14 protein-coding genes and 1 pseudogene are annotated in these 14776 nt (G+C 69.6%); 5 read left to right on the top strand and 10 right to left on the bottom strand.

The genetic code is table 11. From position 1 onward, the window contains the following. Positions 1-176: 176 nt before the first annotated feature. On the top strand, positions 177-869 hold the full coding sequence (locus tag OG453_RS21045; RefSeq protein WP_266869527.1) for a TetR/AcrR family transcriptional regulator: 693 nt from the start codon (positions 177-179) through the stop codon (positions 867-869). Positions 870-909: 40 nt separating this feature from the next. Here OG453_RS21045 and OG453_RS21040 read toward each other — a convergent pair whose 3' ends face one another. The 9 genes and pseudogenes from OG453_RS21040 to OG453_RS21000 form a co-directional block, all read right to left on the bottom strand. Next, entirely contained in the window at positions 910-1632 is a 723-nt protein-coding gene (locus OG453_RS21040) for a hypothetical protein (protein WP_266869526.1), read from the bottom strand. Next, positions 1632-2165, bottom strand: coding sequence for a SigE family RNA polymerase sigma factor (locus tag OG453_RS21035; protein ID WP_266869525.1), 534 nt, complete (start codon positions 2163-2165; stop codon positions 1632-1634). The genes OG453_RS21040 and OG453_RS21035 overlap by 1 nt, the downstream gene beginning before the upstream one ends. A 101-nt stretch (positions 2166-2266) precedes the next feature. Then, the gene (locus OG453_RS21030; protein ID WP_266869524.1) at positions 2267-3274 is read right to left on the bottom strand and encodes a LacI family DNA-binding transcriptional regulator; all 1008 of its coding nucleotides are present in this window, start codon (positions 3272-3274) and stop codon (positions 2267-2269) included. 173 nt (positions 3275-3447) lie between these two features. Beyond that, a pseudogene (locus OG453_RS21025) lies at positions 3448-3672 on the bottom strand (hypothetical protein); the annotation flags it as partial. A gap of 44 nt (positions 3673-3716) precedes the next feature. Beyond that, positions 3717-4751, bottom strand: a complete 1035-nt coding sequence (locus OG453_RS21020) for an amidohydrolase family protein (protein ID WP_266869523.1) — start codon at positions 4749-4751, stop codon at positions 3717-3719. Beyond that, the gene (locus tag OG453_RS21015; protein WP_266869521.1) at positions 4748-5503 is read right to left on the bottom strand and encodes an ABC transporter permease; all 756 of its coding nucleotides are present in this window, start codon (positions 5501-5503) and stop codon (positions 4748-4750) included. Before OG453_RS21015 ends, OG453_RS21020 begins: the two co-directional genes overlap by 4 nt. Continuing rightward, on the bottom strand, positions 5500-6294 hold the full coding sequence (locus OG453_RS21010; protein WP_266869520.1) for an ABC transporter ATP-binding protein: 795 nt from the start codon (positions 6292-6294) through the stop codon (positions 5500-5502). The genes OG453_RS21015 and OG453_RS21010 overlap by 4 nt, the downstream gene beginning before the upstream one ends. Continuing rightward, entirely contained in the window at positions 6291-7112 is an 822-nt protein-coding gene (locus OG453_RS21005) for an ABC transporter permease (RefSeq protein ID WP_266869519.1), read from the bottom strand. The genes OG453_RS21010 and OG453_RS21005 overlap by 4 nt, the downstream gene beginning before the upstream one ends. Further along, complete coding sequence (locus OG453_RS21000; RefSeq protein ID WP_266869518.1) at positions 7109-8098, bottom strand: ABC transporter substrate-binding protein; 990 nt, start codon at positions 8096-8098, stop codon at positions 7109-7111. Before OG453_RS21000 ends, OG453_RS21005 begins: the two co-directional genes overlap by 4 nt. Before the next feature lie 241 nt (positions 8099-8339). Here OG453_RS21000 and OG453_RS20995 point away from each other — a divergent pair, with 241 nt between their 5' ends. From OG453_RS20995 to OG453_RS20980, 4 genes are all read left to right on the top strand, one after another. Further along, a complete protein-coding gene (locus OG453_RS20995) occupies positions 8340-9365 on the top strand; it encodes a LacI family DNA-binding transcriptional regulator (RefSeq protein WP_266869517.1) in 1026 nt (341 codons plus the stop codon). 229 nt (positions 9366-9594) lie between these two features. Continuing rightward, the gene (locus OG453_RS20990) at positions 9595-12111 is read left to right on the top strand and encodes an alpha-L-arabinofuranosidase C-terminal domain-containing protein (RefSeq protein WP_266869516.1); all 2517 of its coding nucleotides are present in this window, start codon (positions 9595-9597) and stop codon (positions 12109-12111) included. Positions 12112-12169: 58 nt separating this feature from the next. Then, entirely contained in the window at positions 12170-12667 is a 498-nt protein-coding gene (locus OG453_RS20985) for a peptidylprolyl isomerase (RefSeq protein ID WP_266869514.1), read from the top strand. Between the two features lie 240 nt (positions 12668-12907). Then, positions 12908-14113, top strand: coding sequence for a histidinol-phosphate transaminase (locus OG453_RS20980; RefSeq protein ID WP_323178645.1), 1206 nt, complete (start codon positions 12908-12910; stop codon positions 14111-14113). Here OG453_RS20980 and OG453_RS20975 read toward each other — a convergent pair. Beyond that, a complete protein-coding gene (locus OG453_RS20975; protein WP_266869513.1) occupies positions 14065-14694 on the bottom strand; it encodes a TetR/AcrR family transcriptional regulator in 630 nt (209 codons plus the stop codon). The genes OG453_RS20980 and OG453_RS20975 overlap by 49 nt on opposite strands. Between the last annotated feature and the right edge of the window lie 82 nt (positions 14695-14776).

The following is a 14776-nucleotide window of genomic DNA, read 5'->3' as shown; positions in this document are numbered from 1 at the left end:
GTTTCTCGGCACTGCTGTCGACACTGTTCCAAGACTTTCCGAACGCGTTCCGAAAGTAGCATCGAGGGTTCCCTCTGTCGACCTCGGAAGGGCTCGAAGGGCTCGAAGGGCTCTCGCAAGGGGTGGGACCCGCACCGGCCGCGCGACGGAAGGCGGCGGGACGGCATGATGGGGCCATGCCCGCATCGCCCGTATCGCCGCGCTCTCCCGCACCACAGGGCCGCACCGGCCGCCCGCCCGTGACGTCCCGTGCGCAGATCCTGACGGCGGCCCGGGAGCTGATCGACCGGGACGGCTGGGAGAAGCTGACCATCCGCCGGCTCGCCGCCGAGCTGGGCATCGGGGCGACGACCCTGTACCACCACATCCAGAGCAAGGACGATCTACTGATCCTGCTGCTCAATCACCACGTCGCCCGGATCGAGCGCCCCCAACTGCCCGGCGCCCCACGGGAGCGCATCGTCGTGGCCGCCACCGCGCTGCACGACGCGCTCGCCGCCTGGCCATGGGCCGCGGAAGTCCTGTCGGCCGACGGTTTCGTCGGTCTGCTCGACGAATCGGCGATGTGGATGGTCGAAGCCATCGTGGCCGGAGCCGAGGACCACGGATGCACACCCGAGCAGAGCGTCGACGTCTTCCGCAGCCTCTGGTACTACACCGTCGGCGAGGTGCTCGTCCGCGCCCACTCCGCCCGCCGGCATGCCGCCGGCCATCCGTTCGCCTACCGCGACGACCTGGACCCGTCCCAGGTGCCCCACCTGGCCGCCATCGGCGTGCGATGGGCCGCGCTTGCCGCACGGGACATCTACCCCCAGGGGCTCCGCGCGTTCGTCGACGGGCTGCTCGCGGAGGTCACGCCGACGGCGTGACAGCCGCCGTGCGCGGAATGTCCGCCATGGCCCACGTGGCCTACGAGGTGCGGGCGAAGTCGCCCCGCACCGCGGCCTTCAGACCCGACGCGGTCGCCTCCGCGGCGTAGGCGTCGTCGCCCGCGTCCCTGCCGCCCTCGGCGTGGTTGTACTGCCCCGCGAAGACATGCTTCCCCGCCGGGACCGTCCGGCCCGCCTTCAGCGTCCAGCGGTAGACCAGGTCGCCGCCCGCCTCACCGCCCGCCTCGCGTACGGAGACGGTGAAGTCGTCGGCGGGCAGGGAACGCCAGTTGCCCGTGTCGGCGACGCCGCCGGTCTGCGCGACCCGCAGTTCGACGGTGAGCGCGGTGAGCGGTTTCCCAGTCTTGAAGGTGAGGGTGCTCTGCGCCCAGAAGTCGTTGCTCTGCGGGTCGATGGAGCCGTCGCTCCACAGGTAGCCGTCCTCGACACCCTTGGCGTCGGGGGCCAACGGCTTTGTGGCGGCCGGGAGTTCGGGGGTGGCAGGTGTGCCGACGGTGCGGGACGGCTCATCGCCGTGGACCACGGAGGCGACGGCGTAACCGCCGAGCGCGAGGACTCCGGCCACGGCGGCCGTCGCGCCGGCGATGCGCAGCCAGGGAGCGGGGCGCGGCAGGCCGCCGCGGGACGGGGCACCCGGGGCGGCGTCGCGTTCCATGCCGCGCTCGACCCGGGCGAGCATCCGCTCCCGGTCGGGGCGGTGCTCGGCCGCGGCATCGCGCAGCTGTTTGCGTACGTCGTCCATCACTGCCTCCCTCCCACGAGTTGCGCCGCGGCACGGTCGCCCAGTAGCCGTTGCAGCTCCGCCATTCCCTTGGACGTCTGGCTCTTCACCGTACCGACCGATATGCCGAGGGTGAGGGCGGTGTCCTTCTCCGAAAGGTCGAAGGCGTGCCGCAGGACCACACAGGCCCGCTTGCGGAACGGCAGCGTACGCAGCGCCTCCTGGACGTCGACGACCGCCGGTACGTCGGGGTCGTCCACGCCCTCCGAGCGCTGCCCCCAGAAGAGGGCCACTCTGCGGCGCTCCCGGACGGCGCTGCGGATGCGGCTGCGCGCCATGCTGGCGACGACACCGCGGGCGTACGCGGCCGGGTGGTCGGCGGCCCGCACCCGGCCCCAGCGGTTCCAGAGCGCGACCAGGGCGTCCGCCGCCAGATCGTCCGCGGCGTCCTTCTCGCCGGTCAACAGGTGGGCGAGGCGGGCGAGTTCGGCGTAGTGCCGCTCGAAGAAGTCATGGAACTCCGCGGCGGCTGCGTCGTCGACGGCTGTCCCCACGGGTGACCTCTCTCTGTCCTTGCGCGCGGTGCGCGAGCATAGCAACGCTTGTACGAGAGGTCGAACAACGTCCGTAATCCCAGTCAGCCACTTCAGCCCCTTCAGCCCTTTGCGGGGCCCGAGCTCGCGCGGACCGTCAACTCCGGGGTGAGCAGGGAGACTTCGTCGACGCCCTGGCCCCGCAGTTTGGCGACGACACGCTCCACCGCCTCTCGCCCCATCTCCTGCGCGGGGATACCGACGGAGGTGAGGCGCACCGAGGCCTGGGTGGCGACCTGGTCGGGGCAGATGGCGATGACGGAGACGTCTTCGGGGATGGCGCGACCCTGCCGGCGCAGGAGGCTCAGGAGGGGTTCCACCGCCGACTCGTTCTGCACGACGAAGCCCGTGGTGCCGGGGCGTTCGTCGAAGATCCTGGCCAGGGTCGCGGCCAGTGCGCCGTACGTCCCCTCGCAGGGCCGGTGCAGCACCCGCACGCCGAGCTCCCGGGCCCGCGTGCGCAGCCCGTCCAGGGTCCGCTCGGCGAAGCCGGTGTGCCGCTCGTACACCGCGGGCGCCTCGCCGATCACGGCGATCTCCCGGTGTCCAAGACCGGAGAGGTGCTCCACGCACTGTGCGCCCGTCGCCACGAAGTCCAGGTCTACGCAGGTCAGGCCGGTCGGGTCGGCGGGGAGGCCGATGAGCACTGCGGGCCGGTCGGCCTCGCGGATCAGCGGAAGGCGCTCGTCGTGCAGTTCCACATCCATCAGGATCATTGCGTCGGCGAGCGCACTGCCCTCGATGCGGCGGACCGCCTCGGGGCCCTCCTCACCGGTCAGGAGCAGTACGTCGTACCCGTGGGTGCGCGCGGTGGTGGCGACGGCGACGGCGATCTCCATCATCACCGGTACGTACATGTCGGTGCGCAGCGGCACCATCAGCGCGATGATGTTGGACCGGCTGCTGGCCAGGGCGCGGGCGCCGGCGTTCGGGTGGTAGCCGAGCTCGCGGATGGACTGTTGGACGCGGTCCTTGGTGGAGGCGGATATGGACCGCTTGCCGCTGAGGACGTAGCTCACCGTGCTGGCCGAGACTCCGGCATGCTGGGCGACCTCGGCGAGGGTGACCATTCAGCTCTCCAAGGCAGTCGTGAGCGCGGGCGCGATGGCGAAGCGCTTCGATGTGCAGGCGCGTCGACCCTAGAAGGACGCCCTTGAGCTGTCCATAGTTGCGTCGAATCGCTTCGACTGCCCTTCACAGCATGGGAGTTGAGGACTGCTCAGGCCAGCCTGATCACGTTCCATGCGCGGACGGTCTCGGCGGCCAGACGCCCGTACTCCTCGGGGGTCTTGCGGCCCGTCTGCCACGGCCCGTCCATCTCACTGCCCAGGCACCACAGGCGGATTCCGAAGGGGTTCTTGTCGCCGTGCGTGGCACGGAGGTCCGACAGGGCGGTCCCGGAGGGGTGGTTGGCGTACTCGTCGGCGGGGCCGACGGAGTCCTCCCACTAGCACCCCGAGACGATGTGTCGTCACGCCCCTTCGTCAGGCCCTCTCCGTCAGCCCTCCTTCGTCACGCCCCTCCGTCAGGCAGCCGCATCAGACGCCGGATGTTGCGGTGGTAGATCTGGTCGCGTGCGGCGTCCGTGAGGTCAAGCGCGTCGATGACGCGGATCGTCTCGCGGATGTACAGGGGTCCCCCCTCAGGGTCGAACGGGCAGTCGGTGCCGAACAGGACGTGCTCGGCGCCGAAGAAGTCCAGGCCGCACCGGGTGCCGATGGCGGAGCCCGACAACGCCGTGTCGGCGTAGAAGCGACGGAAGTAGTCCAGCGGCCGCTTCGGCAACCGCTCGCGGCGCAGCCGTTCGTACTCCTCGCCGGCCGTGCGGCTGCCGAGCTGGTCGCTCCAGCCCAGGCCGATCCTGCCTTCCAGGTAGGGGATCATCGCTCCCAGATGGTGGGTGATGATCTTGATGTCCGGGTGCCGCTCGAGGAGGCCGGAGAAGACGAGCCGGGCCATGGCGACGCTGGTCTCGTAGGGCCAGCCGAGCGCCCACCAGATCTCGTACGCGGAGGTGTCCTCGGTGGCGTAGTCGGCGAAGGCGGCGCCGCGGGTCGGGTGCATCCAGACCGGCAGGTCACGCGCCGCCATCTCGGCGAACACGGCCCGGAAGTCCGGGTCGTCCAGCGGCCTGCCGTTGACGTTGGTGAACACCTGCACTCCGCGTGCACCCAAGTCGTCTATGGCGAAGGCGAGTTCGACGAGCGCGGCATCGGGATCGTTCATCGGCAGGGCGGCCACGAACGCCGGGAATCTGTCAGGGTGGCGCTCGCACAGCTGCTCCATCGACGTGTTGGCGAGCCGCGCCAGAGCCGGGGACTGAGACGGTCCCGCGAGCAGTTCGACCGGCGGCGACGACAGGGTGAGCACCTGCTGGTAGCCGTCGCCGAACTCGTCCATCATCCGCAGTCGCGCGTCGAGATCGTGCAGCGCGGGCAGGTCGAGCCACCGCTTGAGGGCGCCCGTGTCGACGGCGAGCTCACGCATGCGCGCGAAGTACGGCGCGGGCAGGATGTGGCTGTACGCATCCAGCTTGCGGGCGGTCATCGCAATCCCCTCGACGTCTTCGGAACCCAACGGGTGACCCTGCGGTCGACGGCCTGGACCAGTGCGGTGGCCGTGAGCGCGACCGCGATCACGACCAGGAGCACGGCGAGGACGCCCGCGCTGTCGAAGCGCCCGCCCGCCTCGGTGACGACGTGCCCCAGGCCGACGACGGCGATGAACATCTCGCCGTTGATCATCCCGGTGACGGCGCGGCCGACACCGAGCCGCACCCCGGCCAGGATCATGGGAGCGGCGGCCGGCAGCACGACGCGCAGCAGCACCTGCCCCTCGCCCGCGCCGTAGGAGCGCGCCATCTCCACCAGGTGCGCGGGGGCGGACTGCACGGCCGACGCCGTGTTCACGATGATGACGAACATCGCGTACATGACCACCACCGCGACGATCGAGGCGCGGCCCGCGCCAAGTAGGGCGAAGAAGACCGGCGCGAAGACCAGCGACGGGGCCGTGAGCAGCGCGTACACATACACACCGAGCGCCGCCTCGACCTTTCGTGAGCGGCCCATGGCCATGCCGATGCCGAGCCCCGCGACGAGGGAAACGGCGAACCCCAGGGCTAGGTTGACCAGGCTGTCGCGCAAGCCGGCGTAGATCAGTCCGTCCGCCGCAAGCTCACGCAGCCGGGCAAGGACCGTGCTCAGCGGCGGGAAGAACGAGGCACCCGCAAGGCGCCCGGTCAGCTCCCAGGCGGCGGCGCCGACGGCGAGGCTGATCGGTGCGGCCGGCGCCTTCACCGGACCGCCTTCGACGGGCGGTGCTCCGTGTGCATCTCGCGGAGCCGGTCCCAGAGGTACGCCGTGATCTCGATGTACCTGCCGGACCGTTCCAGGGAGCCGACGTCGCCGGAGCGCGGCCGGGGCAGGTCCACGGGCACGATGTCCGCTATCCGCCCGGGCCGGGCGCTCATCAGGACGACGCGGTCGCCGAGGAGCACGGCCTCCGCCATGCTGTGGGTGATGAACACGACGGTCAGCCGGTGTTCCTCCCAGAGCGACAGGAGCTCCTCCTGCAGCAGGCGCCGGGTCTGCTCGTCCACCGCTCCGAACGGCTCGTCCATGAGCAGGACTTGGGGCTCCACCGCCAAGGCCCGTGCGATGCCCACGCGTTGCTGCATGCCGCCGGACAACTCGCCGGGCAACTTGCTCTCGAAGCCCGCGAGGCCCACCGTCCCGATCAACGAGCGGGCGCGTTCCTCGCGTTCTGCCCGGCCGACACCGCGCATCCGCAGACCGAAGGCGACGTTGTCGAGGACGGTCGCCCACGGCAGCAGCGCGAAGTTCTGGAAGACCACGCTGCGGTCGGGGCCGGGGCCGCGCACCGGTGCGCCGTCGATGAGGATGTCGCCGGTGTCCCAGGGGGTGAGCCCGGCGACGGCCTTCAGCAGGGTGGTCTTGCCACAGCCGCTGGGACCGAGCACGGTCAGGAACTCATTGGCGGCCACCTCCAGGTCGACGCCCCGCAGCGCCTGGACAGTGGTGCCGTCCTGTCCGACGAAGCTCTTGCCCAGTCCTCGGATCGTGATCATCGAGCGCCTCCTGCCGTCTGTGTCCGTGCCCATCGGGTCAGCTTGCGTTCGCCCCACCGGGCGAGGGAGATCAGGAGCAGCGCCTCCGCCAGGATGATCACGACGGTGCCGTAGAGCTGCGGCGCCTTGAGCAGGCCGCGGTACCTCAGGATCAGCCCGCCCAACCCGTCGGAGACCATGAGCAGTTCGACGATGACCATGCCGGTGACCGCGCGGCCGATGCCGAGCCGGGCGCCGGTCATGATCGCGGGGAGGGCACCCGGCAGCAGGATCCGGGTCCAGATCCGCCTCTCTCCGGCGCCGAAGGAGCGGGCCATCTCGATCAGCGAGGGGTCCACCTGCCGTACGCCGGTCCGGCAGTTCACGACCACCATCACGACCGAGAAGACCGTGACCAGAAGGACCCGCGAGGCCAGACCCACGCCCACCGACATCACGAGCAGCGGAATGATCGCGGCCATCGGCGTGACGAGGAGGATGTTGAGGTAGACGTCCGTGTACCGCTCCAGCAGCCGGAACCGGCCGAGGAGGATGCCCGCCGGGACACCGACGACGAGGGCGAGGCCGAAGCCCAGCACGAGCGCCTGGTTGCTGACGTACAGGGCACGCCACAGCTCCGCGTCGGCGAGAAGCCCGACCGTGGCCCGGACCGTCTCGGCGAAGCCCGGAAGCAGCAGGCCGCCCCGTTCGCGGGCGTAGAGCTCCCAGGCCGCGGCGAAGAGCGCGAACGTGAGGAGCTGGTAGGGCCAGTTGGCGTCCAGGATCCGCCGGCGTGCCGCCACGGCTGCCGTCGCGATGCCTCCCTGATGAACCGTCATGACGCCCCCTCGATGAAGCTGAGGTCGGCCGCGTCCCGCGTGGTCATCCCCCGTTCGATCACGCCGGCGCGGGCGAAGAAGTCGATGGTGCCCTGGACGTTGCGCCGCGTCAGCGCCGCCGCGTCGAAGAGCTTCGCGTCGCGGTAGCGCCGTGCGGTCGTGGCCACGTCCTCCTGGTCCTCCTCCGGCAGGTACTTCTTCACCAGGGCCACCAGGTGCCGCGGATCGGCGTTGATCCTGCCGTGCTCCCGCACCAAGGCGGTGACGAACTCCTGGGCCACCTCGCGGTGTCGGGTCAGGAACGCGGCGTTCGCGTACACGGTCTGCGGATGCAGGTCCGGCAGGCTCTCGGCGAAGTCGACGACCTTGGTGAGCCCGGAGGCGCCCGACGACTCCAGGGCGACCGCGTCGGAGATCTCCAGCGGCGTCGCGTCGATCTCCCCCGAGGCGAGGGCCTGTGCGCGCACGTCCGAGCCGCCGATCGTGAGGTAGTCGGGGCGCTTGCCCGCACCGCACTCGGCGGCCACCCAGTCCTTGGCGATGGCGGTCGCCACCGCGCCCTCGCTGAAGATCCCGAACGGGCGTCCGTTCAGGTCGTCGCAGGACGAGACGGCGGACCTGCCGTACAGCGCCCACTGGTTGCCGACGACATCGGCGATGATCTTGATGGGGGCGTCCTGTTCGATGGCGCTCAGCGCCGGGCCCGTCGCCTCGGCGGAGATCGCGTAGTCGCCCTTGGCCAGCCCCTCGACGGCCAGTTCCGGTTCTGCCAGTTCCACGACATCGACCTCGTGGCCCTGGTCGCGGAGGGTGTCGACGGCCGCCAGGAGCGGCACGGTCGTGAGGTCCGGTTCGATGAGCGCCACGGTGAACGAGAGCTTCCCGTCCGCGCGGATGTGGGTGCCCGGGCCGCCACAGGCGGTCGCGGTGACGACGGACAGGAGCGCGACAGCGGCGAGCCGTTTCGCGCGAGTCCAGACGTGCATGATCTCCCCCTTCGTTCTCCTCCACTTGCTTCCGTACTTGCTTCGGTCGCCTGCTTGTTCTCGTACGTTCTCCAAGGTCATCGCCTAGGAAAACGTCTTCCTTCCTCGGATGGTAGCGAGCCGGAACGGGCAATCGTCAAGAGGTCAACTCAGGTCATTGGCCTGGGAGTTGCCGGACACCGTTGCCAACCTGCGGCGTCCTGTGCCATGTTGAGGCAAACGTTTCCCGTGGAGGTGGGCCATGACGTCACTGGTGGATGTCGCCCGGGCGGCGGGGGTGGCCGTGGCCACCGCATCGCGGGTGCTGAGCGGGTCCGACCATCCCGTCTCGGCGAAGACACGCGCCAAGGTCGTCGCGGCCGCCGAGAAGCTGGACTACTCGCCCAGCGCCCTGGCGCGGGCCATGGTCTCGCCCAACAGCCGCCTCATGGGCGTTCTGGTGAGCGACATCGTCAACCCGTACTTCGCCGTGATCGCCCGTGGCGTGGACGACGTGGCGACCCGGGCCGGCTACGTGACCATGCTGTCCAACGTCGACCGGAGCACCGCCACGGAGATCAGCCGGCTGCAGGCGATGCGGGACTACCGCGCCGCGGGAGTGATCTTCGCGGGCAGCGGTTACGTCGACGACCCGCAGCGACCGGCCCTGCTCAAGGCGGTCCGCCAGGCGCAGGAGCAGGGCATCCGGGCCGTGTCACTCGCCGACCGCGACCTCGGCTGCCCGACCGTCACCGTCGACAACCACGCCGCCGCCCACGACATCACGGACCACCTCGTCGCGCTCGGTCACCGCCGGATCGCGTTCATCGAGGGTCCGGCCGGCATGACCGTCACCCGGCAGCGCAGGGAGGGCTTCATCGCCCGTATGCGCGAGGCAGGACTCGGCAGCGGCGCGCACTGCGTGCCGGGCGGTTTCGACTACGAGGCCGGTCACACCGCGACCCTGCGCCTCATCGCACGCCGGCCGCTGCCCGATGCCGTACTCGCGGCCAACGACGAGGTCGCGGTCGGTGCGCTCGGCGCCCTGCGTCAGGCGGGCATCGACGTACCGGGCGAGATCTCCGTCGCCGGCATCAACGACCTCAGGGTCGCCCAGCACGTCGGCCTGACCACGGTGAGCCTCCCGCTGTACGAGATGGGCTCCCTGGCCGCCCGCCACATCATCGAGTCCGCGCCGGGCACCGCCACCGATGGCGCTGCCGCCACCACGCTCAGCCATCGGCTCGTCCCCCGGGAGACCACTGCCCGGCGCCCGCCGGAGCGATGAGGTCCCGCCGTTTCCCGGCCCGCTGCTGCCCGGCCGGACCGGTCGACGGTTCGGACGCGACGGCCTCCGAAGTCCCGTCAATTTCACGGAAGTTGTTCGACATCACGAACCCCGGGACGCGCCTCGGCCACTTCCTGCGCAATGCGTTGACGCACCGCTCTCCGCTCCTTAAGTTGCCGTTCGACCCATTGATCAGTGTTCGACATACCGCACAGAGACTGGGGTACGCATGGCACGCAGACGATGGAGACTCGGGCTCACCCTGGGAGCCCTGCTCGCCGGAACGCTCGCCGCGGGACCCACCACCGCGGCCGAACCCACCGACTACACGATCGACGTCGACCCGGCCCGCACCGGCGCGAAGATCGACGACTCGATGTACGGCGTCTTCTACGAGGACATCAACCGCGCGGCGGACGGCGGCCTCTACGCCGAGCTGGTCCAGAACCGCTCTTTCGAGTACGGCACCGCCGACAACACGTCCTACAAGCCGCTGACTTCGTGGGACACATCCGGTTCCGGTTCCGCCGAGGTGGTGAACGACGACGGCCGCCTCAACGCCCGTAACCGCAACTACCTCTCCCTGGAGGGCGGTTCGGCCGTCACCAACTCCGGCTACAACACCGGCATCGCGGTCACCAAGGGCAAGCGCTACGGCTTCTCCGTCTGGGCCCGCACCGGCGCGGCGGACAGCGCGCCGCTCACCCTCACCCTGCGCGACGCCTCCGGCGACCTCGCCCCGGCCCGCCGGGTCACCGCGCGCGGCGGCTGGGCGAAGTACGAGGCCGTGTTCACCGCCGGCCGCACCTCCGCCACCGGGCGCCTCACCGTCGCGTCGGGCGCACCCGTCGCCCTCGACGAGATCTCCCTCTTCCCGCGCGACACCTACAAGGGCCGCCCGAACGGCCTGCGCAAGGACCTCGCCCAGAAGATCGCCGATCTGCAGCCCGGCTTCCTGCGCTTCCCCGGCGGCTGCCTGGTCAACACCGGCTCCCATGAGGCGTACGACGAGCGGTCCGGCTGGCAGCGCAAGCGCTCCTACCAGTGGAAGGACACCATCGGCCCGGTCGAGCAGCGCGCCACGAACGCCAACTTCTGGGGCTACAACCAGAGTTATGGCCTCGGCTACTACGAGTACTTCCGGTTCGCCGAGGACACCGGCGCCATGCCGCTGCCCGTGGTGCCCGCCCTGGTGACCGGCTGCGGCCAGAACAAGGCCACCGACGACCCGGCGCTGCTCGAGCGGCACATCCAGGACACCCTGGACCTCATCGAGTTCGCCAACGGCCCGGCGACCAGCGAGTGGGGCAAGAAGCGGGCGGCGATGGGCCACCCGAAGCCCTTCCGCCTGACCCACCTCGAAGTCGGCAACGAGGAGAACCTCCCGGAGGAGTTCTTCGCCCGCTTCAAGGAGTTCCGCGCGGCCATCGAGGCGAAGTACCCGGACGTCACGGTCATCTCCAACTCCGGCCCCGACGACAGCGGTTCGACCTTCGACAAGGCCTGGCAGCTCAACCGCGACGCGGACGTCGCGATGGTCGACGAGCACTACTACAACAGCCCGCAGTGGTTCCTGGAGAACAACGACCGCTACGACTCCTACGACCGCCAGGGCCCGAAGGTGTTCCTCGGCGAGTACGCGTCGCAGGGCAACAAGTTCTCCAACGCCCTCTCCGAAGCGGCGTACATGACCGGCCTTGAACGCAACGCCGACATCGTCAGGCTCGCCTCGTACGCCCCGCTGCTCGCCAACGAGGACTACGTGCAGTGGCAGCCGAACATGATCTGGTTCGACAACGACCAGTCCTGGGGCTCGGCCAACTACGAGACGCAGAAGCTCTTCATGCGCAACGTCGGCGACGAGGTGGTGCCGTCCAAGGCCTCCGCGACCCCCGCCACGTCCGGGCCCATCACCGGCGCCGTCGGCCTGTCCACCTGGGCGACCAGCGCGGCGTACGACGATGTGTCGGTCACCGGTGAGGACGGCGGCACACTCCTCTCCGACGACTTCTCCGCCGGTGACGGCCGGTGGACCCGGGCGGCGGACAAGGGCAGCTGGGCGGTCCGGGACGGTGCGTACGTCCAGTCCGACGAGGCCGCCGAGAACACCCTGGTCACGGCGGGCGACAAGGGCTGGCGGAACTACGACCTGAACGTGAAGGCCACCAAGAAGTCCGGCAAGGAGGGCTTCATGGTCGCCTTCGGCGTCAAGGACACCGGCAACCACTACTGGTGGAACCTGGGCGGCTGGAACAACACGCGGTCGGCCGTCGAGAAGACCGTCGACGGCGCGAAGCAGACCATGGTCAAGGACACCACGACCATCGAGACGGGCCGCAGCTACGACCTCCGCGTGGAGGTGCGCGGCCGCCAGGTGACGCTCTACCTCGACGGCAAGAAGTGGGGCTCCTTCACCGACGACAGGCCCGCCGAGCCGTTCCGCCAGGTCGTCACCCGCGACAAGGCCAGGGGTGACGTGATCCTCAAGGTCGTCAATGCTCAGGGCTCAGATGCCCGCACCAAGATCGATCTCGGCACGGGCGCACGGGTCGCGCCAAGCGCGAAGGTGACGACCCTAGCCGCCGACCCGGCCGCCGAGAACACCAAGGACGCGACCCCCGTGAGACCGGTGGAATCGACGCTCGAAGGGGTGTCGGACGCCTTCTCGTACACCTTCCCGGCGAACTCGATCACCTTCATGAGGATCAAGATCGACGACATCATGCCTGGTCACCGGGGTCGCTGAGGGCTCTTCGGGGGGTTCGGTTGGCGGGTGGGGACAGGGCAATGACAGGATGAGGCGCATGACCATCCAGGCTTATTTCGACATCACCATCAATGACCAGCCCGAGGGCCGGATCACGTTCAACCTGTTCGACGACGTCGTGCCGAAGACCGCGGAGAACTTCCGCGCGCTCTGCACCGGCGAGAAGGGCTTCGGCTACGCCGGCTCGAGCTTCCACCGCGTCATCCCGGAGTTCATGCTCCAGGGCGGCGACTTCACCCGGGGCGACGGCACGGGCGGCAAGAGCATCTACGGCGAGAAGTTCGCCGACGAGAACTTCACGCTCAAGCACACCAAGCCGGGTCAGCTCTCGATGGCCAACGCGGGCCCGAACACCAACGGCTCGCAGTTCTTCATCACCACGATCGTCACGAGCTGGCTGGACAACAAGCACGTCGTGTTCGGTGAGGTCGCCGACGAGGAGAGCATGGCCCTCGTCAAGAAGATCGAGGCCCTCGGCTCGCAGTCCGGCGCCACCAAGGCCAAGATCACCATCTCGGCCTCCGGCGCCCTCTAAGCACCTGGCATGAGCCCCCGCCTCACGAGGCGGGGGCTCACCCATGTCCACCAACGTTCGCCCATCTGTCGATGAAGCTGACCTTCCCGGTGAAGGAGGCGACGGCCCCAGCCGCCGTGGCCGCACACCTCAACCACCCCTCCAGCCCCACCGGTTGAGCAAGCCCCGGCCCGTGTCCGTATGTAGGGGAGACAGCACTTCCCCCATCCGGAGCATCCGGAGCACCCGGAGGCAACCTCCATGGCAGACGCGGGCACCGTCACCGCCCTCTTTCGCGCGTCCAGCGCGCACAGCCCCTCGTACTCCACGCTGAGCCGGGCGGCGGAGGGCGGGCGGCCGCTCATCGACTTCTGCATCCCGTGCAATCCGTACTTCCCCACGCCCGAGATGTTCGACGAGCTCGGCGGCCGCCTTCGGGACATCCTCACGTACTACCCGAGCAGCGCGGACACCGTGACCGCCGAGCTGAGCGCGGTGCTCGGGCTCAATCCGCAGACCGTCGCGATGGGCAACGGATCCACCGAACTCATCACCTGGATCGACCACTTGCTGGTCCGTGACGCGCTGGCCGTCCCGGTGCCGACGTTCGGGCGGTGGACCGATCAGCCGATGGAGACCGGCAAGCGGGTCGACATGTTCCCGCTGCCGCAGGCTGCCGGATTCGCCCTGGACCCGGCGGCCTTCGTCGACTTCGTACGCGCCCGCGGCTCCCGCACGGCCGTCATCTGCAACCCCAACAACCCGGACGGCGGCCTGCTGCCGCGCCACTCGGTGCTCGCGCTGCTCGACGCGCTGCAGGACCTGGACCTGGTGGTCGTGGACGAGTCGTTCCTGGAGTTCGCCGACGCCGAACCGCAGCCGACCGTGGTGGACGAGGCGGTGCTGCGCCCCAATGTGATCGTGCTGCGCAGCCTCGGCAAGAACTTCGGGCTGCACGGCGTGCGCTTCGGCTATCTCGTCGCCAACCCGGGCCTGGCCGGCAAGGTGCGCGCCGCGCTGCCGAAGTGGAACCTCAACTCCTTCGCGGAGACCGTGGTGTTCATGCTGAAGCAGCACCGCCACGCCTACGACCTGAGCCTGCATCAGGTACGCCGCGACCGTCAGGAGATGATCTGGCACCTGGCCCGCCTGCCCGGCCTCGTCACCTATCCCTCGCACGGCAATTTCGTGTACGTCCGGCTCCCCGACGGCGTCGACGGGGCCGAGCTGCGGGACCGGCTCCTGGAGGAACACGGCATCCTGATCCGCGAGTGCGGCAACAAGATCGGCAGCTCAAGTCGCTTTCTGCGCCTGGTGGTCCGCCCGTCCGCCGATGTGCAGCGGCTGCTAGGCGCTCTCGAACAGACGCTGCCGTCGGGCGCGGCGGGCGGACTGCCCGTCCCCTACACCTCTGGGACTTACACCTCCGGGACCGCCGCCGTGGACCGCTTGGTGATGCGGGCCTGAGTCGTCGTGGGGTGGCCGGCCTCCCAGGCCGCCTCGATCATCTGGAAGATCTCGTCCACCGCGCCCTGCGGATCGGCCGCCTCACGGGCCACCGCATGGGCGTCGATCACGAACCTCGCGATCGCCCGACCGGCCGTTGCCGTCAGTGGCAGTTCGGGATCGGCGGCCATGGCCGCTGCCAGCGACTCCGCGTGACGCAGCCTCATCGATTCCTCGTACGCGCGCAGGGCGGGGGACGCGTCGATCATGCGCCAGATCGGGGCGGCGCTGTCCGCCGTGCAATGGCGCACCAGGGCGTGGATCTCGTGGCGCAGCGCGGGGATGAGCGGCTCGCCCGGTTCCCGGTCGGTGACCGCCTGCGTGAGGCGCTGCTCGAAGTCGTCGTCCCGCTCGAACACCAGGGCCTCTTTCGAGGCGAAGTGCGAGAAGACCGTGGTGACGGCCACGTCGGCCTCGGCGGCCACGTCACGGATGCCCACCACGTCGTACCCGCGTTCCAGGAAAAGCCGCAGGGCGGTGTCGGCGATCTTCTGGCGGGTCGCGGCCTTCTTGCGCTCACGGCGTCCGGTCTGCACGGTCACCTGCTCAGGCTACCAGGTGCAATAGTGCAACCGTTGTTAAAGACTAACCGTTAGGGTTATGGTCGCTCGGCGACGCATGAGC

Source organism: Streptomyces sp. NBC_01381 (assembly GCF_026340305.1).
Lineage (GTDB): Bacteria > Actinomycetota > Actinomycetes > Streptomycetales > Streptomycetaceae > Streptomyces.
Note: the sequence above shows the minus strand (reverse complement) of the source record. Positions and strands in the feature narration are given on the sequence as shown.

Bases quoted from the DNA above. Each gene is read 5' to 3' on its own strand.
- OG453_RS21010 (WP_266869520.1), bottom strand. From the start codon at position 6,294: ATGATCACGATCCGAGGACTGGGCAAGAGCTTCGTCGGACAGGACGGC.
- OG453_RS21000 (WP_266869518.1), bottom strand. From the start codon at position 8,098: ATGCACGTCTGGACTCGCGCGAAACGGCTCGCCGCTGTCGCGCTCCTG.
- OG453_RS21045 (WP_266869527.1), top strand. From the start codon at position 177: ATGCCCGCATCGCCCGTATCGCCGCGCTCTCCCGCACCACAGGGCCGC.
- OG453_RS21005 (WP_266869519.1), bottom strand. From the start codon at position 7,112: ATGACGGTTCATCAGGGAGGCATCGCGACGGCAGCCGTGGCGGCACGC.
- OG453_RS20990 (WP_266869516.1), top strand. From the start codon at position 9,595: ATGGCACGCAGACGATGGAGACTCGGGCTCACCCTGGGAGCCCTGCTC.
- OG453_RS20995 (WP_266869517.1), top strand. From the start codon at position 8,340: ATGACGTCACTGGTGGATGTCGCCCGGGCGGCGGGGGTGGCCGTGGCC.
- OG453_RS20985 (WP_266869514.1), top strand. From the start codon at position 12,170: ATGACCATCCAGGCTTATTTCGACATCACCATCAATGACCAGCCCGAG.
- OG453_RS21030 (WP_266869524.1), bottom strand. From the start codon at position 3,274: ATGGTCACCCTCGCCGAGGTCGCCCAGCATGCCGGAGTCTCGGCCAGC.
- OG453_RS20980 (WP_323178645.1), top strand. From the start codon at position 12,908: ATGGCAGACGCGGGCACCGTCACCGCCCTCTTTCGCGCGTCCAGCGCG.
- OG453_RS21040 (WP_266869526.1), bottom strand. From the start codon at position 1,632: ATGGACGACGTACGCAAACAGCTGCGCGATGCCGCGGCCGAGCACCGC.
- OG453_RS21020 (WP_266869523.1), bottom strand. From the start codon at position 4,751: ATGACCGCCCGCAAGCTGGATGCGTACAGCCACATCCTGCCCGCGCCG.